Consider the following 21,663-nt stretch of genomic DNA (forward strand, 5'->3'; position numbering starts at 1 on the left):
ACCTAGCAATCATGACTATTTCGAAATTTACCTGCGGCGTTTTTCTGTTGTCGCTGGGCCTGTTTTCGGCGGGCTGCGGCGAGAAGTTCCTGGCCGAAGCCCCCACCGACCAGGTGACGGACGTTAACTTTTACCAGACCCAGACCGACGCCATTCAGGCCGTGAACTCGGCCTACAGCGAGCTGACCAAGGAAGGCCAATACAACGCGGCCCTATGGGCCATCGACATCATGGCCGACGTGTCGGGCACGGGGGCCGACGACGGCAACGACGGCATTGAGTACAAGCAGTTGGAGAGGTTTTCCATTCCGGCTACCAACACGATTGTGAACCGCCTGTGGGGCGGCAGCTTCATCGGCATTCAGCGCGCTAACCTGGTGCTGCAGAAGGTGCCCGGCATCACGAACATTGACCCCGCCATTCAGCGCCGCTGCCTGGGCGAGGCCCAGTTTCTGCGCGCCAAGTACTACTTCGACCTCGTGCGGGTGTACGGCGACGTGCCGCTATTTACCAAGCCTCCGACCAGCCCGGCCGAAGTCAACATTGCGCGCACGCCGGTGGCCGACGTGTACAAGCAGATTGAGCAGGATTTGATTGACGCCTACGGCAACCTCGACGGCTCCTACACCGGCGACGACCTGGGCCGGGCCACCAAGTGGGCCGCTGCCGGGCTGCTGGCCAAGGTCTACATCACCGAAGGCAAGAAATCGGAAGCCGCCCAGCGTGCCCGCGACGTGATTGCCAACTCGGGCAAAACCCTGTACCCCAACTACGCTGACATTTTTAAGGTGTCGAATGACAACGGTTCGGAGTCGTTGTTTGAGGTGCAGTTCATCAGCGGGAAAAACACCGAGAACTACGGCTACACCCGCAACCAGGCCGGTTCGGCGGCCAACGAATTCTTCGGGCCGCGCGGCAAAAACCTGACGCCGGGCAGCGGCTACGGCTTCAACATCCCGGAAATTGATTTCGTGAACGGCTACGAGGCTGGCGACACCCGCAAGGCCGCCACCATTTTCGTGCCCGGCGACGTGTACCCCGACGGCACCACTGCCACCACCAAGCCGGTGGCCGGCTCGCCGCTGGGCGACTACAACTGCAAAAAGTGGTTTGTGGGCAAGGTGAACACCAACATCTGGGACTCGCCGCTGAACATGAAGGTGCTGCGTCTGGGCGAAATCTACCTGATTCTGGCCGAGGCCGTGGGCCCGACCGCGGAGGGGCTCGAAGCCATCAACAAGGTGCGGCGCCGGGCCTTTGGCCTGCCCATCAACACGCCCTCCACGGCCCGCGACCTGACGGCCAGCACGCCCAACTTCGACGACGCCGTGCTGCGCGAACGCCTTTATGAGCTGGCCTTCGAGATGGACCGTTGGTTTGATTTGAAGCGCAAGGGCAAGCTGATTTCGCGCATGACCGAGCAGGCCCTGTACCTGCGCTCGCTCAACAAAGGCTTCGACCGCGGCATCCCGACCCAAACCAACCTGGTGCTGCCCATTCCGCAATCGGAACTGGACGCCAACCCTGGCCTGAAGCAGAACCCCGGCTACTAGGCTGCTCCTCCCACCGTTTCTCAGCTTGAACCTGATATGAAAAACCTCCGAAACAACGTGGCGCTGCTGCTGCTGGGCGGCGCCCTGCTACTGGCCGCCTGCGACAAAAAAGACACCGGCACCCTGGGCGACCCCGTGCCGGCGGGCACCTTCACCACCACCTCGCGCACCGTGGGCCTGACCACCGAAGTCACCTTCACGGCCGCGCCTAATCCCGACGTCTTCCTCTACCACTGGGAGTTTGGCGACGGCACCGGCACCAACGGCACCGGCTCGGTGGCCACGGGCCAGACCGTGACGCACGTGTACTCCAAAGGCGGCACCTTCAAGGCCCAACTCATCACCGACGGCCGCGGCGGCCAAACTTTCTCCGCGCCCAAAGACGTGGTGATTCCCTCCTCGCTGAACATCGTGAAGCAACTGCTCACCAACGGCTCGTCGCGCACCTGGAAGCTGGACAACACGGTGGTGGCCCCCATCACCGTGGGCCCCTCCGACGCCGACCCGGTGAGCTACTACGGCGGCAACCCCGCACCCGGCGGCCTGCCCGCCTGCCAGGCCGACGACGAGTACACGTTCAGCAACGCCAACGTGTTTACCTACGATGCCAAGGGCCAGACCTTTGTGGCCGGCGCCACTGGCGGCTGCCAGGCCCCGCGCAACGTGACCACGCCCTTCACCTTCGGCGACGCCACCGGCGCGGGCGTGGCCCAGATTACCCTGGCCAGCGCCACGCCCGCGCCGTTTATCGGCGTGACGGATGCGCCCGGCTTCACCTACCGCATTCTGTCCATCACCAACACCAACATGGTGCTGCGGGCCGGCAGCACGGCCGCCGGCGTAGTGTTCGACATGAAGCTGGTGGTGAAATAACGCCTTACCCTTACTTTAACCGATACCTTTCCTCATTTCCTGCTTATGAATTTTTCCCGGCGCTATTCTACTGGTCGGCCGTGGGCCGGGGCCAGCCTTTGGCTGGCCCTGAGCCTGGCGGGCTGCACCAAAGAAGCCGCAAAAGTGATTCCGCCGGCCCCGCCGGTGGTGCCCGTCGTCAACGAGGAGCAGCGCAATTACGCCGACTACAATACCCTGGTATGGGGCGACGAGTTCGACGGCAACTCCTTAGACCTTAGCAAGTGGACCTATGACCTGGGCGGCGGCGGCTGGGGCAACAACGAGCTCGAAACCTATACCAACTCGACCGACAACGTGTACCTGAGCGGCGGCAACCTGGTGATTAAGGCCATCAAAACCACGCCCACCGGCAACGCCTACACCTCGGGCCGCATCCTGACCAAGGGCCGGAAAACTTTACAGTACGGCCGCCTCGACGTGCGCGCCAAAGTGCCCAAGGGCAAGGGCGTGTGGCCCGCCATCTGGATGCTGGGGGCCGACATCGACCAGAACCCCTGGCCCCGCTGCGGCGAAATCGACATCATGGAGCTGCGTGGCAGCACGCCCCGCGAGCTGCTCAGCACCATGCACTACCAGAATGCGCAGGGCGCCCACGGCCAGTCGGGCATCACCCAAGCCCAGCCCGCCGACCTGTCCGACGCCTTCCACACCTACTCGCTGGTGCGCAGCAAGGACCTGTTGCGCTTCTTCATTGATGGCCAGCAGTACTACGTCTTCAACAACGGCGGGGCCAGTCCCAACCCGTTCAACAGCCAGTTTTTCACGATTTTGAACGTGGCCGTGGGCGGCAATTTCGACGGCAACCCCGACGCCACGACCGTCTTCCCGCAGCAGATGGAAGTGGAATACGTGCGGTTTTACCAATACAACTGAGCAGGCCTATCGGCTTGCTCGCTGCTACTCCGGTCGGGACTTGGTGGGAATTCTGACCCGCCGGATAGGGCGGCGGCTGCGCTCGGCTCGGACAGGCCGGGCGTGGCTGCCCCCGATGGCAGAACGTGTGCCCCGAAGCGCTGCTTTGGTGCGTGGCACGAAACCAGAACGAAAGCCTCCCGGCGATTTGCAGCGCGAGCCGAAGCAGCGCTTCGGGATACACGTTCTGACTTAGCCTTTTCTTTTCGCTATGATTTCCATTCTTTTTACCGGCCTAATGCTGCTGGGCCACGCCGACCCGCCAGCCGCCGCGCCGCCCGCCAAGCCGCGCTATACCTTCACCAAGCTGGTGTGGAGCGACGAGTTCAACTACACCGGCCTGCCTGACTCGACCAAGTGGACCTACGATGTGGGCGGCAGCGGCTGGGGCAACAAAGAAGAGCAGTACTACACCCGGCGGCGCCTTCAGAACGCCCGCGTGGAGGGCGGCCACCTGATAGTGGAAGCCCGCAAGGAGGCGCTGGTAGCGGCCAACCCGTACACCTCGGCCCGCCTGCTGTCGCGCGGCCCGGGCGGCAGCCAGACCTATGGCCGCATCGAGGTGCGGGCCAAAATTCCGGCCGGGCGTGGCACCTGGCCCGCCATCTGGATGCTGCCCGACCAAAACACCTACGGCAACAAAGGCTGGCCCGACAACGGTGAAATCGACATCATGGAGCACGTGGGCTACGACCCCAACGTGATACACGCTACCACGCACTGCAAGGCTTACTACTTCCGCATCAACAACCAGAAAACCGGCATCACCAAGCTACCCGATGCCACCACCGCCTTCCACACCTACGCCATTGAGTGGACGCCGGAAACCATCACCGCCGACGTCGACGGCGAGCTGTACTTCGCCACCCGCAACGAGCGCACCGGCTGGGAAGCCTGGCCCTGGGACAAGCCCTTCCACCTGCTGCTGAACGTGGCCGTAGGTGGCGAGTGGGGTGGCCAGAAAGGCATCGACGAGGCCGCCTTCCCCCAGCAGATGGTGGTGGACTACGTGCGGTTTTATGCGATAAAAAAGAACTAATAATGGTCGAAAAAGGCCGTCATGCTGAGCGCAGCCGAAGCATCTCTACCGCTTCGTTGCAGTCGGCATTGATTAGTTGCGCGGTAGAGATGCTTCGGCTGCGCTCAGCATGACGGCCTCTCATAACCGTTCTTACCCCGACTATCCCCCCCCCTTACGCCGACGGATTGGTGAGACTCCGCCCGGTGTTGCCGATGCCGCGCTAATGGACAAGCCGGCGTCATCGTGAAGGAACGGGCCCGCTGGCGCTTTTGGTGAGGCGCCAGCCCGGCCCGTTCCTTCTGCGGCAACTGTACCTGCCGCTTCATTGCTTCCGAATCCTCTCTTTTATATGAGCAAAACTTCTTCTATTATCCGGCGGCTGGCTGTGGCCTGTGCTCTGATGCTAGGCGCCAGCTCCGCCGCCACGGCCCAGCGTCTGGGCCTGGAGCTGCGCGTCGATTCCCTGCTTAAAGCCATGAGTACCGAGGAAAAGCTGGCCCAGCTGACCAAAAACAGCTTCATGACCACGCCCGACAACGCACGGCTCAAAATCCCGGGCTTTGTGATGGACGACGGCCCCCACGGCGTACGCTTCCAGAAAGCTATTGCCTGGCCCACGGGCATGGGCATGGTTTCGACCTGGAACAGCGGCCTAGCCGAGCGGGTGGGCCAGGCCATGGGCGAGGAATTCTGGGCTTTTGGCAAGCAACAGCAGCTGGGCCCGTGCATCGATTTGACGCAGGACCCGCGCGGCGGCCGCAGCGCCGAGAGCGGCGGCGAAGACCCATATCTGATTGGCCAGGTACAGTCGCATGTAGCCAAGGGCATCCAGAAAACGCCGGTGATGGCCACCGTGAAGCACTTCATGATTGAGGGCAAGCAGGCCACGCGCCACTCGCGCAACGAGCTGTTCACCGACCGCGGCGTGATGGAGCACTACGGCTACCACTTCCGCACGGTAGTGCAGGAGGGTGCGGTACTGAGCGTGATGTCGGCCTACAACCTCATCAACGGCGAACACGCGGCAGAAAGCCCCTACCTGCTCAACACAGTGCTGCGCGAGCGGTGGGGCTTCCCGTTCTACGTGGTGTCGGACTGGGACGCGGTGCACGACACGAAGAAGGCCATTTTGGCCGGCAACGACGTGTGCATGGGCTCCGACGACTACCTGAAGGACCTGCCAGGCCTGGTGGCCAGCGGCGCCGTGCCGATGACGGCCATCGACGCGGCCGTGCGCAATGTGCTGCGGACCAAAATAATGGCCGGCCTACTCGATTATTATCCGAAAGGCACCCCGGCTGACGCTAACACACCGGCCCACACTAAACTCAACCAGCAGGCGGCCTGCGAATCCATCATTCTGCTCAAGAACGCGGGCAATATCCTGCCTTTGAAAAAGGCGGCGGTGAAGCGTATTGCCCTCATCGGCCCCAACGCCGACAAAGGAAACCTGAACTGCTTCGGCAGCTCCGAAACCAGCCCGCCTTACTCCGTGAGTTTGAAACAGGGCTTGGAAACCAAGCTCGGCGTCGATAAAATCGCCTTCCTGAAAGGCTGCGACATGAACAGCGCCGACACATCAGGCTTCAGAATGGCGCGCGAACTGGCCCGGAAATCGGACGTCGTCATTTTTGCCGCCGGCCTCGACAGCACCCAGGAGGGCGAGCAATATAATTCGGGCCACGACCGCACCAACAACTCCGTCACGTTGCCCGGCCAGCAGCAGGCCCTCATTATAGCTTTGGCCAAGGCCAACCCCAACGTGGTGGTGGTGGTGCAAAGCGGCGGCGTGGTGGCGCTGCACGAAAGCCTGCCCCGCATGAAGGGGCTCGTTTACAGCTTCTACGCCGGCCAGGAAGCCGGCACCGCGCTGGCCGACGTGCTACTCGGCGACTACAACCCCGCCGGCCGTATGCCCGTGAGCATGCCCACCGGCGACAGCCAGCTCCCCGCCTGGAGCGACGACCTGCGCGACGCCAACGCCGTTGGCTACCGCATGTACGACCAGAAAGACATGAAGCCGGAATTCGCCTTCGGGGCAGGTCTGAGCTACACCACGTTCCAATACAGCAACCTCCAAAAGCCCAAGGGCCCCGTGGCCGTCGGCGCACCCGTCACCATCAGCGTGGACGTGACGAATACGGGCACCATGACCGGCGACGAAGTGGTACAACTCTACCTCAGCGACAAGTCCTCCAAGGTGCCCATGCCGGTGAAGCAGCTCAAAGGCTTCGAGCGCATCAACCTGGCCCCGAAGCAGAAGAAAACGGTCACGTTCACCCTTTCGGCCGAAGACTTTTATTTCTGGAACGAGCAAACCAAAGCCTACGAAGTGCACCCCGGCGCCTACACCTTCAACATGGGCAGCGCCTCGGATAAGCTGCCCCTGGGCGGCGCCTTCACGCTACAAGCTGGCGCCGGCAAACCTGATTTGAAGGTAACGCAGGTGTTCACCGTGCCGCGCTACCCGCGCCCCGGCCAGGCCGTGACCTTTTACGCCATGGTAAAGAACATGGGCACCGCGCCGGTGGCTACCGGCAGCCAGTTGGGGGTGAATTTCACCATCGACAAAGCCAACGTAGGCAGCCTCAAAGGCCTGCAGCAGCCGCTGCTGCCCGGCCAGGCACGCCTGCTACCCGCCACCACCAACACTTGGAAGCCCGCCGCCAGCGGCACCGTCACCGTCGGCGCCGTGGTCGATGGCCGCAACACCATCAGCGAGTGGCTGGAAAGCAACAACAGCTTCAGCCGGCCGCTCAAGGTGTATTAGAAGCAGGGGCCGGGTTGACAACAACCCTAATAGAAGGTCATGCTGAGCGTAGCCGAAGCATCTCGCGTGTGGTAGTAATCCAATCGTTGAAAAGGATTAGCAATACATGCGAGATGCTTCGACTACGCTCAGCATGACCTTCTATTTTATTCCATTCTAAGCCGACGGCTCAGTACAGCTTCTCCCCGCCCGTATCTTTGGCAACGACCGCGCCCCGTGGCGCCGGCTTCCTGTTGCGCATGCTTTCGGCTACTTCTCTCCAACGTCTGTTCGGCATCAAAGCCAGCGAAACCCGCACGGTGGGACTGTTTTTGCTGCATAATTTTCTGCTCGGCATTGGCTCCATTCTGGTGTACGTGTCGGCCAACGTGCTGCTGCTCGAACACGAGCCCGAGCTGAGCCTGCCCCTGGGCTACCTGGCCGGCGCCGCCGCCATGATGGCCGTGGGAAAAATTTACACCTACTTCGAGCACCATCTGCTGCTGAAAACGCTGGCGGTGCGCGTGCTACTGGCTGTGGTGGCCCTCACCGGCGTGGTGGGCGCGCTGGTGGTATTTGGGCATTCGGTGGCGGCGGCCGTGGCCATCATGGCGGGCTACCGGGTTATTTATCTACTTACCAATCTGGAGTTTTGGGGCGTGTCGGCCGTGGTGTTTGATGTGCGGCAGAGCAAGCGCCTGTTCAGCGTCATCAGTTCGGGCGACATGCCGGCCAAGGCTTTGGGCGCGATGCTGGCCGCCCTTATACACGGCGATGCCCAGCTGCCTATGCTGCTGGGCGTGTCGTTTGCGGCGTACCTGGCGGCACTGTTTGCCCTGCGCGCCACCCTGGGCTCACATGTGGTGGAGGCCGCCGCCCGGCCAGTGCGCCGGCCGCAGCGGGCGCCGGGCCAGTTGGCCCGGCAGCTCTTCGGCGGCAGCGAGCTTGTGCTGAGCATGTGCCTGAGCTTGCTGGCCATCGGGGCCGTGCTCACGGGCGTCGAGTACATGTTTTTCCTCAACGTGAAGCAGAAGTTTCACGCTTCCGAAGACGTGATGCGCTCGGTGGGCTGGGTGCTGGGCGGCACCTACCTGGCCGCCATGTTTTTCAAGCTGCTGGTGAGCCGGCAGGCCTTGGAGCGCTACGGGGTGCAGTGGTCGCTGCGGCTGCTGCCGGTGGTGGCGCTGGCGGCCCTCACCATTTTTGGCGGCCTACAGGCCACGGGCGCGTACTCCCAAACCGGCCAGTTGGCCTTCTATTGCGGGCTCTACCTGCTGCTGGAAGTGCTGCGCCGCACCGTGTTCGACCCCGTATTTCTGGTGCTGTTTCAGCCCCTGGCCCCGCAGCAGCGGCTGGCCGCCCACACGCTGGCCAAGGGTTTTTACGAGCCGCTGGGCATGGGCCTCACGGGCCTATTGTTCTTCACCTTCCGCTACGCCGACTGGCTGAGCGGGGCGGCACCATTCATCTGGATGGGCGCCCTGCTGCTGCTGGCGCTGCTGTTTCTGGCCCGCACCTATCGCAGCTATTTGGCCGAACTGAAGGAAGGACTGGGCCGCCGCTTCGCCGAAACCGCCGAGCTGGCCCTGCCCGATGCCGCCCGCCAGGTGGTGCTCGGCCACCTGCAAAGCGCCCACCCATTAGAGGTCCTGAACGCCATGAGCTGGCTGCACCGGCACGAGCCCCACGCGCTGGCCAACCACGCCCCAGCCCTACTCCAGCACCCCGACGAGCGGGTACGCCTGGCGCTGCTGGCCACGCCCGAAGTACGCCCCCTGCCCCTCGACACCCTGCAGCAGCTGGCTCATCACGACCCCGCTCCCGCCGTGCGCGAAGCCGCCGCCCGCGAGTTCGCCGCCGCCGCGCCCGACGTGCCCACGCTCACCGCCCTGCTCGAAAGCCCCGACCTGCCCACCCGCCAGGGCGCCCTGCGCGGCAGCCTCGAAACCGCCCCACAGCATGCCGCCGCCCGCGCCAACCTGCGGGCGCTGGCCGCCACCCCGGCCACCCACCACGCGGCGCTGGCGCTGCTGGCTTTCTTCCCGCTCGATGTGCAAATCGAGCTGGTGGAGCGCAGCCTGCGGAGCTCCGATGCGGCCGAAGCCCAAGCCGCCCTCACGGCCATTGGCACCGTGGGGCACACCGCTTTGGCGCATTACTTACTGCATTCGCTCGGCGACAAGCAGCGCTGGCAGCCCGCCGCCGACAGCCTGGTGGCGCTGGGCCCCGCCGTGGTGCCGCTGGTGCGCGAAGCCCTGCTGCGCGACCCCGGCAATGCCATTACCCACCGCCTCACCACGGTGCTTGAGCGCTTGGATGCCCCGGCTAGTCGCGCCGCCCTCATCGAGCTGGCGCAGCGGCCCAACCTGTTTTCCCGGTTGGTGGCGCTGCGGGCGTTGCGTCGGTTTCCGGCCCATTCCACCGAAATCTCGCTTTTTGAGCGGTTGCTACACGAAGAATTTGGCTTGGCGGCGCAACTGCTGCGCGGCCTTGTGGCCACCCAGCCCGCGGACCTGCACGCGGCCGTGCTCTACGAGTTTGACCTGCTGCACCAGCGCATTTTTGGCCTACTGGCCCAACTCTACGATGCCGAGCTGGTGGCCACGGCCCAGCGCAACGTGGCCCACGCCGCGCGCGAACGCCAAGCCAACGCCCTCGAAATCCTCGACAACCTGATTCCGCGCGCGCTGTACCAGGGCCTGCAAACCCTGCTCGACGACAGCCCGGTGGCCGAAAAAGCCCGCGTTTTCACCGCCCTCACCACCACCGGCGCGGCCGCCTCCCGCGCGCACGTTTTGCTCCCGGCCGGCAACGCCGCCGCCGCCGGCAGCGCCGTCATCACGGCCGCGCCGGTCCCGCCCGTGCCCGCCGCCGACGAGCCGCTGCCCACCCTGCTGCTCCGCCGCGGCCAGGCCGCCTTCACCACCTGGACGCTGAGCGTGGCCCTGCGCCACTGGCAGCCCACCGAGCCCGACGCCGAGGCCCTGCTCCGCCCCTACCTCCACTCGCCCAATGCGCTGCTGCTGGAAAGCGCGCAGCTGGCGGGCCATGCCCTGGCCGCCCATACCGGCCGGCCGCTATCCATTTCGCTTCTTCCGCCCTCTCCCATGAGCCACGCTGCCACTTCCGAAACCCGCGTATCCGCCCTGGAGCGCGTGGTGGTGCTCAAAAGCACCACGCTATTTGCCCACACGCCCGAAAACGTGCTCAGCAGCATCGTGCCCATCATGAATGAGGTGACGTTCCACGAGGGCGAGGAGATTTTTGCCAAAGGCGACATTGGCACCTCGCTCTTCATCCTGCACGACGGGCAGGTGGGCATCTTCAACGGCGAGCAGCAGCTGGCCACCTTCGGCCCCGGCGACTTCTTCGGCGAGCTGGCCCTGCTTGATGCCGAGCCCCGTTCGGCGTCCGCGTCGGCCCTAAGCCAGGTACTGGCCTTCCGCATCGACCAGGAAGATTTCTACGACGTGATGGAGGAGCGCGCCGAGGTGCTGCGCAACATCCTGCGCATGCTCTGCCAGCGCATCCGCACCCAGAACGAGAAGATGCGGGAGTTGGCGGGGTAAATAGCCGTAGCGTGGACTCTGTGAGTCCGCGCCTGAACGCGCCGCCCGCAACTAGCAAAACGCGGACTCACAGAGTCCACGCTACAGTTTACTCCATCACTTCGTAAATCTTCACCGGCAGGGCCTTGTTCTTCAGCGTCACTTCGCTCACAAACTGGCAGTGGAACGACTCTTTCACGCGCTCGTACACGGCTTCGCTGATGATAATCTGGCCGGCTTTGGCAGCTGATTGCAGACGCTGCGACATATTTACCACGTCGCCGATAACGGTGTAGTCCAGGCGTTTGAGGGAGGCCGAGCCGATATTACCGGACACCACTTCGCCGGTGTTCACGCCGATGCTTACCTCGGGGCGGTAGTCGAATCCGGCGGGCAGCGGGGTTTGGTTATCAGCCAGGGCAGCGCGGGCCGAGAGGGCGGCGTCGATGGCCCGGTCGAGGTGGTGCTCGCCGCGGAAAACGGCCATCACGGCATCGCCCATGAACTTATCGACGTGGCCGCCCTGCGCAATGACTTCCTGCACAATCAGGTCGAAATAGGTATTGAGCAAACTCACCACGTCGGTGGGCGCCAGCTTTTCGGCCAGGGCCGTGAAGCCGCAGATGTCGAGAAAAACCACGGTGGCTTCCACGGTTTCGGAAGCCAGCAGGCGGTTTTCGAAGTCGGGCCGGGTCATAAAGTTGAGCACCGTTTCGTCCACGTACATCTTCAGGATGTTGTTTTCCTGGATGGCGCGCAGCGTGTCGCGCAGCTGGCGCACCTGGTCGGCGGTTTTCTCAATGGTGACTTCCAAATCGGCAAAGTCCACGGGCTTCACCACGAAATCGAAGGCACCGCGGTTCATGGCGGTGCGCAGGTTGCCCAAGTCGCCGTAGGCCGACACAATGACCGTTTTCATGGCCGGGTGCTCCGAGTGGGTATGCGTGAGCAGCGTCAGGCCGTCCATCACCGGCATGTTGATGTCGGAGAGGATGATGTCCGTGTCCGGGTGCTCGATGATGCGCGAGAGGGCTTCCTCGCCGTTGGTGGCGAAAACAAACTCGTAGGCCTGCTCCCGAATCTTGCGTCTGAATTTCTGTTTAATCAGCAGTTCCAGGTCGGTTTCGTCGTCGACCACCAGAATTTTTGTTTTCATAGAACTGATTGTAGTAGAACGTATTATTACGCAGCGAGAACGTCATGCAGAGCGCAGCGAAGCATCTCGCATGCTACCACTAATCTTTTCTCAACGATTGAAATTACTATCCCGAGCGAGATGCTTCGCTACGCTCTGCATGACCGTTTACAAAGCTACAGGCGACGTTTACGACGGCAGCAAATGTGCTAATTTTTCTTTGAGTACGGCAAAATCCACCGGCTTGGTCAGAAAATCGTTGGCTCCCAGCGCCATGGCTTTGCGGTAGCTGTCGTCGTCGCCGTAGGCCGTAATCATCATCATGGTGGTGGGCGGCATCTCAAACTCCTCCTTCACGTGGCTCAGCAAATCGAGTCCGCTCATGCCGGGCATGTTGATGTCGGAGAGGATTATGAGCACCTCGGAATGGTGGGCGCGCAGGTATTCCAGCGCCTCCTCGCCCGAAAACGCGAAGCTGAAGGTCCATTCGCCGCTGCGGATTTCGCGCCGGAAGCGCTGCTGAAACAGGTCGCGCACATCGGTTTCATCGTCGACCACCAAGATTTGCATGGGCAGATTTTTTTATCGGATTTGAGGAAGCCAAAGGTAAAGCCAGGGCCGCTTAGGCCGGCAGTGTCACCACAAATTCGGTGCCCTGGTCCTCCTGGCTTTCCACCGTGAGGGTGCCGCCGTGGCCGGTGGTCACGATGTCGTGGCTCAGCGAGAGGCCCAGGCCCGTGCCCTCGCCCACGGGCTTGGTGGTGAAGAAGGGCTGGAAGATTTTGGCCTTGATGCCGTCGGGAATGCCCACGCCGTTGTCGCGCACCCGGATTTCGACGCTGCCCGGTACGGCCCGGGTGGTCACGCTCACCCGGGGCTGGTAGGCGGGGTCGTCGGCTTGCCGCTGGCGCTGCTGCACGGCGTGGAAGGCGTTGGTAAACAAATTGATGAGCACGCGGCCCAAGTCCTGCGACACGGCCGGCACCGGCGGCAGCGCAGTCGCGAGCTGCGTGTCGAGCTCGGCGCTAAAGTCTTTGTCCTTGGTGCGCAGGCCCTGGTAGGCCAGGCGCAGGCTTTCGTCCACCAGGGCGTTGAGGTCGGTGGGCACGCGCTGGCTGGTGCCGCTGCGCGAATGCTCCAGCATGCCCTTGATGATGGACGTAGCGCGCTGGCCGTGCTGGCTGATTTTCTGCAGATTCTGCTTTAGGCCGGCCAGGATTTCCTGCTCCAGACCGGTATTGCGGGCGGGGTCGCGGTGCTCGCCGGTGATTTCGTCCACGAGGTCGGTGCTCACCTCGGCGAAGTTCTTCACAAAGTTGAGCGGGTTTTGCAGCTCGTGGGCAATGCCGGCCGTGAGCTCGCCCAGAAAAGCCATTTTCTCGCGCTGCACCAACTGGTCCTGGGCGGTTTTGAGCTCGGCCAACGATTGTTCGAGAGCTTCGCGGGCGCGCTCCTGCTGGCGGGCGTGGCGGCCCAGCAGCAGCGCCAGCGCCAGCAGCGCCACCACGCCCGCCACCAACGCATAGGTGCGGTAGCGGGCCTTGAGGGCGGCCTGGGCGGCGGCGGCTTCCTGGGTGCGCTGCTGCTCGCGGTAGTTGAGGCTTTGCAGGCGCATCACCTTCTCCTGACCGAACAGCGTGTCCTGCATAATTATCTTCAGGCTCTGGTACTTGAGGGCGCTGTCGGCGTTGTTGCGGGCTTTGAAATCCTGCGTGAGCAAGGTACTGGCATTGAGCACGCCGCGCAGAAATCCGTTGGTTTGAGCGGCCTGGTAGCCCAGGCGGGCGTAATAAATGCTCGAATCGGCCTGGCCTTGCTGCTGGTAAAGGGTGGCCAGGCCCACGTAGGAAAAGTTGAGGCTGCGCAGGTGCTGCACCTGCTTCGACTCGATGATACTGGCCCGGTAAAACGCCTTGGCCTGGGCCGTGCGCCCCTGCTTACGGGCCACGTTGCCGAGGCCGTAGAGGATGTAGTTGGTGGGCGTGTGCAGGCGCCGGGCCAGGGTGTAGGCGCGCTCCTGGAAAATACGGGCCGAATCGAGCTGATTGAACAGGTCGTAGGCCAGCCCGATGTTGCTGAGCTCGATGACCACGCGGCGGTCGTCGCCCAGCTCTTCGCCCAGGCGCAGGGCCCGGAAATAGTAGGACAGCCCCTGGCGCTGGTCGCGCAAATACACGTAGATGATGCCGATGCTGCGCAGGTTCTGGGCGGCCAGGGCGCGGTCGTGGGTAGTTTCGGCAATGCGCAGCGACTTCTGAAACACTTCCAAGGCGCGGGCCAGGTTGCTTTCGCGCAGGGCGGCGCCCAGGCGGTTGAGGGCCTCGCCTTCGCCGTGGCGGTAGCCGATGCGCCGGGCCAGGTTCAGGGCTTTGAAGGCGTACACGGCCGCCGAATCGGTGCGCTGCGTCCAGAGCTGGTCGCTGAGCTGGCAGAGCAGCAGCACCTGGTCGTAGTTGGTTTGGGGCAGCGACAGCAGGTGGCGCAGGCTGTCGACGGCCCGGCTTTGGGCGGGCCGCGGCGCCTGCACGGGCAGGGCGCGCGCCCAAACCCGGCCCGGCCCCAGCAGCAGGCAGCACGCCAGCACCAGACGCAGCCAGCCAGACTTAGGCAATGTTGCAGAAAAGGGCGTAAATAGGTTGTGCAAGAAACGACGATTGAACGCTGACAAAGGACAAGCAGATTCCAAATCTGAGAAGCACCACCGGGCTCGCACCGCGCCGCCCAGCTGCCTTGGCAGACGGCAGGCTACCGGCTGTTTTTCCAATCAAAAACGGCCAAATTGCCCGCTGGCCACGAATGCGTTGCGGAATTGACCGGCCAGCACCTCAACAGGCAAGCGAACCGATAAGTTACCCTGAAAAAGACCTGCTTAATTAAGTGGCAAGCTAATCAGAAACTCGGTGAATTTCCCTGCCTGAGACGCTACCGCAAGCCGCCCGCCGTGGCCCTGGGCGATGATGTCGTGGCTCAGGGAGAGGCCCAGACCCGTGCCCTCGCCCGTGGGCTTGGTGGTAAAGAAGGGCTGGAAGATTTTGGCCTTGATGCCGTCGGGGATGCCCACGCCGTTGTCGCGCACCCGGATTTCTACCTCCTCACCCACGCGCCGGGTGCTCACGCTTACAGTGGGCGCATAGCCGGCCTCGCCGATTTGCTGGCGCTGCTGCACGGCATAAAAGGCGTTGCCGAACAGGTTGAGCAGCACCCGCCCCACGTCGGCCCCCACCACCGACACCGGCGCTAAGCCGGGAGCGAAGTCCGTCTCCAGCGCGGCATTAAAGGACTTGTCCTTGGCGCGCAGGCCCTGGTAGGCCAGGCGCAGGTACTCGTCGCAGAGCTGGTTCAGGTCGGTGGGCGCCCGCTCGCCGGTGCTCGTGCGCGAGTGCTCCAGCATGCCCTTGACGATGGCCGCCGCCCGGCGCCCGTGGTGGCTGATTTTGCCCAGGTTCTGCGTCACGTCCTCCGCCAACGCCGCCACTTCTTCCGCGTCGCCGGCCGCCTGCGCTTCCTGCAACTCGGCCATCAGCTCGGTACTCACCTCCGAAAAGTTGTTGACGAAATTCAAGGGGTTCTGAATTTCGTGGGCGATGCCGGCCGTGAGCTCACCCAGGCTGGCCATCTTCTCCTTCTGAATGAGTTGGGCTTGGGTGGCGCGCAGGTCCATCAGGGAGCGTTGCAGTTCGCCGGTGCGCTGGGCCACCTGGGTTTCGAGGGTTCCATTTTGCGCGGCCAGCAGGGCTTGCTTCTCCTGCTCCTGGGCTAGGGTTTGGGCCGATAGGCGCTCCACTTCGCTGAGCTTGACTTGCAGCAGCTCGGCATCGAGGGCAAACTCGCGGGCCAGATACAGGCTGATGCCCAGCGCCGGGGCCAGGTACAGCAGCAAGCGAATTAGTATCGTAACGCTGTCTTCGGAGGCTGAGGATGGACCCGAGATTTTTAGCAGGTTGGTGGCGATGTTGAACGCGATGAACAGCAGCAGCAGCAGTACCACGCCAAACCCCACCCCGATAAGCCAAACGCCGCGCTGCCGCCGCCGCAGGGCGTGCCTCGTCAGGCGCAGCAACTCGGCAATGGCCACCACGAGTAGGATGACCAGGAGCGGTGCGGCGTAGGCCGCATCGTATAGCTGGATGGCAGCCGTCACCCAAAACCCCGTCCACAACCCCTTATAGAGCCAGCCGGGCCGGAAGCCAAACAAGGCATAGAGGGCCCGCACCGCCCACAAGTAAGCGCCCAGCATCAACGGGCCCCCGGCTAATTGTTGCAGCAGCGCGGCCACCGGGCCAGAGAAAGCCAGGGCCTGACGGCTCAGCACGTTGAGGCTGAGCAGCGTCATAGCCAGAGCAAAAAAGGCGAAGTAGAGGTTGGCCCGCTGGGCCGGGTAGTAGCGAAAAAACGCCAGGTGCAATACGGCGAGCAGGCCAAATACGCCCGACAACACACTGAATACAACCACCTTCGCCAGCCGAACCGACTCCTGCTGCCGCACCTGCGCCGCGCCGCACAGCAGCACGCTCAGCAGCTGCCGGTCCGGGGCTACCCGCAGCAGCGGCGACTGCCAGGGGGCGAAGCGGATGGCCAGCACCTGCCCGCCGACGGTGCCCGCGGGCACCCCGGCCGTCTGGGGCTGGTCGGGGTTGCGCACGTCGGTGGGGTGGGCTTGCACGGTGCCCGCACGCTGCACCAGCCGTCCGTCGAGGTAAATTTCCCAAGCCCCGTAGCCGGACGCCTGCAGGAGCACGGCCCGCGCACGCAGGCTGTCGGCGAGGTGGAAGCTCAACCGCAGCCAGCTGATGCCCGTGCCCAGCACAGCCGGCAGCTCGCGCCGCGGCCGGGCGGGGTTGAGCGTGTCCCAGGCGCGGTCGTCGAAGCCGGGGCGGGCCCAGGCGGGGTCGTCGCCGGCGTGGTAGCGCCAGCCTTTTTCCAGCGTCAGGCCCGTGGCGGGCAGGTGGTCGACGCGTACGGCGGCCGTATCGGCGGGCAATGGCGCGGCCGTGGCAATGCCGAAAAGCAGCCCCAGGGCCGCGAGCAATAACAAGAAGCGCATGGGCAGCGGCAGGCGGCGCGCAGAAAACGTCTTCTTCGCGCGAATGGAATTAATTCCAGTAAAATTGGCGATTAGAGCGGCAAGCAAATGACAAACTCGGTGCCTTCGCCCTCGCGGCTTTCCACGGCCAGCGTGCCGCCGTGGCCCTGGGTGATGATGTCGTAGCTCAGCGACAAGCCCAGGCCCGTGCCCTCGCCCGTGGGCTTGGTGGTGAAAAAGGGCTGGAAGATTTTGGCCTGCACGCTCTCGGGCATGCCCGTGCCGTTGTCCTTCACCCGGATTTCCACTTCCTCACCCACGCGCCGGGTGCTCACGCTCACGGTGGGCGCGTAGCCGGGCTCGGCGCGCTGCTGGCGCTGCTTCACGGCGTAGAAGGCGTTGGTGAGCAGGTTGAGCAGCACCCGGCCCAGGTCCTGGGCAATGACTTCGACGGGCGGCAGGGCGGGGTCGAAATCGGGCTTGAGGGTGGCGTTGAAGGTCTTGTCCTTGGCGCGCAGGCCGTGGTAGGCCAGGCGCAGGTACTCGTCGGCCAGCTGGTTGAGGTCGGTGGGCACCCGTTCGCCGGAGCTGGCGCGCGAGTGCTCCAGCATGCCGCGCACGATGCTGGCGGCGCGCCCGCCGTGCTGATGGATTTTCTGCAGGTTTTGCTTGAGGTCGGCCAGCAGGTCGGCTTCCAGCTCCAGGTCGCGGGCCGGCTTTTCGCGCTCCTCCTCCAGCTCGGTCACCAGCTCGGCCGAGACTTCGGCGAAATTGTTGACGAAATTGAGCGGGTTCTGGATTTCGTGGGCAATGCCGGCCGTGAGTTCGCCCAGGCTGGCCATTTTCTCGCTCTGAATGAGCTGGGCCTGGGTGGTGCGCAGCTCCGTAAGGGCGGCGCGCAGCTCCTCGGCCTGGTTGGTGAGGGCGGCGGTGCGCTCGGCCACCAAGTGCTCCAACTGCGCGTTCTGGGCCTCGATGAGGCGCTTGGCTTTTTCTTCTTCCTCGCGCAGCAGGCGCTCTTTTTCCAGGGTTTTCTTCTGGTTGCGGGCAATGAGAATGAAGGTGACCAGCCAGATGATGACAAAGGCCTGCGTGGTATCCAGCGCCGAGTCGTATTGCTTGGGAACCTTGCCCTGCGGCGTTTCCAGCACGTATTCCACCAGCTTGTACAGCACCAACGGCCCCATGGCCAGCAGCAGCGAGCGGGCCGGGCGGTAGTCGCGCACGGCCAGCAGCACGGCCATCACCATGCCCAGCACCAGCAGCCAATACGCATCGCCGAGCTTGGGGCTCCAGAAATCGAACGCCTGGGCGGCCAGGTACAGCACCAGCACCGGCACCCAAATCCAGGTCAGCAACGGGTTCCAGCGCGGCAGGCGCTTGGGCAGGTCCAGGAACTTGCGCAGGGCGCCCACTATCCCGAAGGCCACCGGAGCCGTGAAAAAAATATCGCCTAAACCCGAGTAGTGAGCCATGAGTGAGGGGGGAGCAGCTGCCCGCCGGGGCCGGGCCCGGCAATGTGTGCGGCAATGTTACTCAGCAATAGCCGAACCGCTATGCTGCCGCGGGCGCAGCGGCTGGCCGAATAGCGAATTGTCGTTCCAACGAAAGAGGTATCTGAGAGCTGTCTGCCAGGGAGCTTTACCCCGATGCCTCCTTCGCCGGAACGGCAATTCGCCATCCGGGATGGCCTTTAGGCGGGCAGCACAATGAGGAATTCGGTGCCTTCGCCCTCGCGGCTTTCCACGGTGAGGGTGCCGCCGTGGCCTTTCGTCACGATGTCGTAGCTCAGCGAGAGGCCCAGGCCGGTGCCCTGGCCGGCGGGCTTGGTGGTGAAGAAGGGCTCGAAGATTTTGGCCTGTACGGCCGCCGACATACCCGTGCCGTTGTCCTTCACCCGGATTTCGACGGTGCGGCCGGCCGGGCGGCGCGTGCTCACCAGCACGGTGGGCACGTAGGCCGCGCCGGAGCGGGCTTCGTGCTGGCGCTGGCGCACGGCGTGCAGGGCGTTGGTGCACAGGTTGAGCAGCACGCGGCCTATGTCCTGCGTCACCACGGCCACGGCGCCTATTCGGGGGTCAAATTCTTTGTCCAGCGTGGCTTCAAAGCTTTTGTCATCAACCCGCAGGCCCTGATAGGCCAGCGTCAGGCTTTCCTCTGCCAAGGCGTTGAGGTCGCTGGGCTCGCGCCGGCCGGTGCCGCTGCGCGAGTGCTCCAGCATGCCCTTGATGATGGACGACGCCCGCTGTCCGTGCTGGCTGATTTGCTGGAGGTTCTGCTTGAGGCCGCTCAGAATTTCCTGTTCCAAATCGGCCGAGCGGGCGGCGCCTTCGCCGTGCATGCCCTCCACGAGGTCGGAGCTGACTTCGGCGAAGTTCTTCATGAAATTGAGCGGGTTTTGCAGCTCGTGGGCAATGCCGGCCGTGAGCTCGCCGAGGAAAGCCATTTTCTCGGCCTGCACCAGCTGCGACTGCGTTTGGCGGAGCTGGGCCAGGTTGCGCCGGTTCACGCGCAGCTGCCGGTAGATAAACACGCCCAGCCCCGACACCAGCAGCACGGCCAGCAGCGCGCCCAGCAGCAGGCGGTTGCCGAGGCGTAGGCGTACGGCCTGCACGGCCTGGGCCTGGCGCAGGTTATTTATCTGGCTATTCTGGGCCTGCTCGATGCGCTCGCCCTCGTACTGGGCCACGTTGAAGGCGGCCTGCGCCGTGCGAAAGGTATCGGCCAGGGCAATGTAGGCGCGCGAGTAGCGCTGGGCCTCCACCATCTGGCCCCGGGCGTCGTAGAAGGCGGCCAGCTGCTGCAGGTATTTCGGGCGCAGGCGGTCGAGCCGCGCCGCCGTGGCCTTGCGGTAAGCCAGCAGCCAGTGCTTCTCGGCGCGCTGGTAGTCGCCCTTGGCCACGTAGTACTGGGCCAGGGTCGCGTCAATCTCAAACTCGCCGGGCCCGCTGGACATGGGCAAATCCAACGAATCATCGAGCTGCTGCGCCCGCTGCAACAGCGGCGCGGCCTGGTCGATGGCGCGCATTTGCAGCAGTACGGCCGCCTTTTGCACCAGGGCACAGGCGCGGTCCACCTGCTGCTCGCTGGGGTCCGAAACGTGGGCAGCCAGGGCCGAATCGGCCGAGCGCAGCGCCGCCGGGTAGCGCTTTTGCTGCCCAAACAGTTTCGATAGGGCCAGAAACGTGAACACCCGGTTGGTGCCCTGCACCCGCCGAAACTCGGGCATGGCCTGGGCCTGGCTCAGGTATTGCACGGCCTTGGCATTGTTGCCCCAGTCGGCATACAGCCCACCGGTCACAATTATCTCGTTGATGTGCAGCTTATTGCTGAATAGCAGGGCCGTATCGGCCGCGCGCAGGGTGCTGTTGATGGCCCGGTTGTAGTCGCCCATGCGCCGGTAGTAGGCACCCTGCGAAATGTAACAAGCCGTGATATTTTCGGTGGCGTTGTGCAGCCGGTAGTAGGTCAGCTTTTCCTCGTAGTATTTCTTCCGGGCCGCCATGTCGTTCTGCTGGTTGTACAGGCTCACCAGGTTTATCAGCAGCCAGGGAATGGGGCGGCCCACGCGGTCAAACTCGTTTATGGCCGCCTTCATGGTGTCCAGGGCCGCGGGCGAGCTCCGGTCCCAGAGCAAGAGGCCGGCCCGCAGGCGGCGGTAGGGCGCGTCGTCCAGGGTTTGCAGGCGCTGGTTGAGGACGAGCAGCTGGCCGAGCAGGGGCCGGGCCTCGGCATTGGTGGGGCGCAGGTCGAGCAGGTGAACGATGGTGCGCAGCCGGGCCGAGTCAGCCGTTTGCCGGGGCAACGTGCGGGCCAGCGAATCGTAGTCCGCGTCCCAGTAGCGCTGCCGGGCCTGCAAGGGTCCGCTCAGCGCCCACATTGCCAGCACCATAACAATCCATCTCATCGGTAGAACCTAAGCGTAAAGCATGGAAAATACGGCACGGGCCGGGCTTTTTAATCCGCCGTTTTGCCAGGTTCGGGTGCATGCCGCCATTTCCATGCCGTAAAGATGAAATATTTCCTTCGCAACCGCCACAACCGGGGCCATAATTGTAGGGCCGGCCCGCGCCCGGTAAGCGCTTGATTTTCTGTTTTCAATTTTACCTGCTTGCTTTGCCCGCCTGCCAGCCCCCGCCGCCCGTAGTCCCTACCTTATGAATCTTCAGGCCGCCGAAAATTTTATCGTGAACGAGCTGCGGCGCGGCCTCTCCCCCACGCTCTATTACCATGGCCTGCACCACACCCTCGACGTGGCCGAAGTGGCCCTGGAGCTGGCCGCCGCCGAGGGCATCACCGACCCCGAAGCGCTGGCCCTGCTGCGCACCGCCGCCCTCTACCACGACGCCGGCTTCCTGAGCAGCTACCAGGGCCACGAGGACGAAGGCAGCGCGCTGGCCCGCGCCACCCTGCCGGATTTTGATTATTCCGACGCGCAAATTGCGCAAATCTGCGGCCTAATTACGGCCACCAAATACCCGCAGGAGCCACAAAACCACCTCGAAGAAATTCTCTGCGACGCCGACCTCGACTACCTTGGCCGGCCCGATTTCGTGCCCATTTCTACCAGCCTTTTCGACGAGCTCACGGCCCGCCAGCTCATCGCCGACGAGTACGCTTGGTTTCAGCTGCAGGCCCGGTTTCTGGCCGGCCACCATTTCTGGACACCCACGGCCATTGCCCGGCGCGCCGCCCCCAAGCAGGCCCGGCTCGACCACATTCTGGCGCTGCTGGCCAACTGGCCCGCGCCCGGCGAGGCCGAAGCGGTGTAGGAATTCATCAAAGCACATAGAACGTCATGTCGAGC

General features: G+C 63.8%; 13 protein-coding genes. 7 read left to right on the forward strand and 6 right to left on the reverse strand.

What is annotated here, in order from left to right; all coding sequences use genetic code 11:
* Window positions 1-11 precede the first annotated feature (11 nt).
* From Q5H92_RS02775 to Q5H92_RS02800, 6 genes are all read left to right on the forward strand, one after another.
* Window positions 12-1,553 carry a RagB/SusD family nutrient uptake outer membrane protein gene (locus Q5H92_RS02775; protein WP_305009953.1) on the forward strand — a complete coding sequence of 514 codons (1,542 nt, stop codon included), beginning with the start codon at window positions 12-14 and terminating at the stop codon, window positions 1,551-1,553.
* Between the two features lie 36 nt (window positions 1,554-1,589).
* On the forward strand, window positions 1,590-2,426 hold the full coding sequence (locus tag Q5H92_RS02780) for a PKD domain-containing protein (protein WP_305009954.1): 837 nt from the start codon (window positions 1,590-1,592) through the stop codon (window positions 2,424-2,426).
* Window positions 2,427-2,471: 45 nt separating this feature from the next.
* Window positions 2,472-3,341, forward strand: a complete 870-nt coding sequence (locus Q5H92_RS02785) for a glycoside hydrolase family 16 protein (protein WP_305009955.1) — start codon at window positions 2,472-2,474, stop codon at window positions 3,339-3,341.
* A 250-nt stretch (window positions 3,342-3,591) separates the two neighbouring features.
* Complete coding sequence (locus Q5H92_RS02790) at window positions 3,592-4,419, forward strand: glycoside hydrolase family 16 protein (protein WP_305009956.1); 828 nt, start codon at window positions 3,592-3,594, stop codon at window positions 4,417-4,419.
* A 331-nt stretch (window positions 4,420-4,750) separates the two neighbouring features.
* The gene (locus Q5H92_RS02795; protein ID WP_305009957.1) at window positions 4,751-7,171 is read left to right on the forward strand and encodes a glycoside hydrolase family 3 C-terminal domain-containing protein; all 2,421 of its coding nucleotides are present in this window, start codon (window positions 4,751-4,753) and stop codon (window positions 7,169-7,171) included.
* A 197-nt stretch (window positions 7,172-7,368) separates the two neighbouring features.
* The gene (locus tag Q5H92_RS02800) at window positions 7,369-10,719 is read left to right on the forward strand and encodes a cyclic nucleotide-binding domain-containing protein (protein WP_305009959.1); all 3,351 of its coding nucleotides are present in this window, start codon (window positions 7,369-7,371) and stop codon (window positions 10,717-10,719) included.
* Window positions 10,720-10,807: 88 nt separating this feature from the next.
* Here the strand turns inward: Q5H92_RS02800 and Q5H92_RS02805 are convergent, their stop codons facing one another.
* From Q5H92_RS02805 to Q5H92_RS02830, 6 genes are all read right to left on the reverse strand, one after another.
* Window positions 10,808-11,854, reverse strand: a complete 1,047-nt coding sequence (locus tag Q5H92_RS02805; protein WP_305009960.1) for an adenylate/guanylate cyclase domain-containing protein — start codon at window positions 11,852-11,854, stop codon at window positions 10,808-10,810.
* Between the two features lie 168 nt (window positions 11,855-12,022).
* Complete coding sequence (locus tag Q5H92_RS02810; RefSeq protein ID WP_305009961.1) at window positions 12,023-12,403, reverse strand: response regulator; 381 nt, start codon at window positions 12,401-12,403, stop codon at window positions 12,023-12,025.
* A 52-nt stretch (window positions 12,404-12,455) separates the two neighbouring features.
* A complete protein-coding gene (locus tag Q5H92_RS02815) occupies window positions 12,456-14,444 on the reverse strand; it encodes a tetratricopeptide repeat-containing sensor histidine kinase (RefSeq protein ID WP_305009962.1) in 1,989 nt (662 codons plus the stop codon).
* 258 nt (window positions 14,445-14,702) lie between these two features.
* Window positions 14,703-16,877: a sensor histidine kinase gene (locus Q5H92_RS02820; protein ID WP_305009963.1), complete on the reverse strand. Its 2,175-nt coding sequence runs from the start codon at window positions 16,875-16,877 to the stop codon at window positions 14,703-14,705.
* A 71-nt stretch (window positions 16,878-16,948) separates the two neighbouring features.
* A complete protein-coding gene (locus Q5H92_RS02825) occupies window positions 16,949-18,331 on the reverse strand; it encodes an ATP-binding protein (protein ID WP_305009964.1) in 1,383 nt (460 codons plus the stop codon).
* Window positions 18,332-18,549: 218 nt separating this feature from the next.
* On the reverse strand, window positions 18,550-20,763 hold the full coding sequence (locus Q5H92_RS02830; protein WP_305009966.1) for an ATP-binding protein: 2,214 nt from the start codon (window positions 20,761-20,763) through the stop codon (window positions 18,550-18,552).
* Window positions 20,764-21,013: 250 nt separating this feature from the next.
* On the opposite strand from Q5H92_RS02830, the gene Q5H92_RS02835 reads away from it, so the two are divergent.
* A complete protein-coding gene (locus tag Q5H92_RS02835; RefSeq protein WP_305009967.1) occupies window positions 21,014-21,628 on the forward strand; it encodes an HD domain-containing protein in 615 nt (204 codons plus the stop codon).
* The last annotated feature ends 35 nt before the right edge of the window (window positions 21,629-21,663 follow it).

Source organism: Hymenobacter mellowenesis (genome assembly GCF_030581005.1).
Classification (GTDB): domain Bacteria; phylum Bacteroidota; class Bacteroidia; order Cytophagales; family Hymenobacteraceae; genus Hymenobacter; species Hymenobacter mellowenesis.

What these genes read in the sequence shown, in the direction of transcription:
- Q5H92_RS02775 (WP_305009953.1), top strand. Translation starts at nt 12, where the DNA reads ATGACTATTTCGAAATTTACCTGCGGCGTTTTTCTGTTGTCGCTGGGC.
- Q5H92_RS02780 (WP_305009954.1), top strand. Translation starts at nt 1,590, where the DNA reads ATGAAAAACCTCCGAAACAACGTGGCGCTGCTGCTGCTGGGCGGCGCC.
- Q5H92_RS02785 (WP_305009955.1), top strand. Translation starts at nt 2,472, where the DNA reads ATGAATTTTTCCCGGCGCTATTCTACTGGTCGGCCGTGGGCCGGGGCC.
- Q5H92_RS02790 (WP_305009956.1), top strand. Translation starts at nt 3,592, where the DNA reads ATGATTTCCATTCTTTTTACCGGCCTAATGCTGCTGGGCCACGCCGAC.
- Q5H92_RS02795 (WP_305009957.1), top strand. Translation starts at nt 4,751, where the DNA reads ATGAGCAAAACTTCTTCTATTATCCGGCGGCTGGCTGTGGCCTGTGCT.
- Q5H92_RS02805 (WP_305009960.1), bottom strand. Translation starts at nt 11,854, where the DNA reads ATGAAAACAAAAATTCTGGTGGTCGACGACGAAACCGACCTGGAACTG.
- Q5H92_RS02810 (WP_305009961.1), bottom strand. Translation starts at nt 12,403, where the DNA reads ATGCAAATCTTGGTGGTCGACGATGAAACCGATGTGCGCGACCTGTTT.
- Q5H92_RS02820 (WP_305009963.1), bottom strand. Translation starts at nt 16,877, where the DNA reads ATGCGCTTCTTGTTATTGCTCGCGGCCCTGGGGCTGCTTTTCGGCATT.
- Q5H92_RS02825 (WP_305009964.1), bottom strand. Translation starts at nt 18,331, where the DNA reads ATGGCTCACTACTCGGGTTTAGGCGATATTTTTTTCACGGCTCCGGTG.
- Q5H92_RS02830 (WP_305009966.1), bottom strand. Translation starts at nt 20,763, where the DNA reads ATGAGATGGATTGTTATGGTGCTGGCAATGTGGGCGCTGAGCGGACCC.
- Q5H92_RS02835 (WP_305009967.1), top strand. Translation starts at nt 21,014, where the DNA reads ATGAATCTTCAGGCCGCCGAAAATTTTATCGTGAACGAGCTGCGGCGC.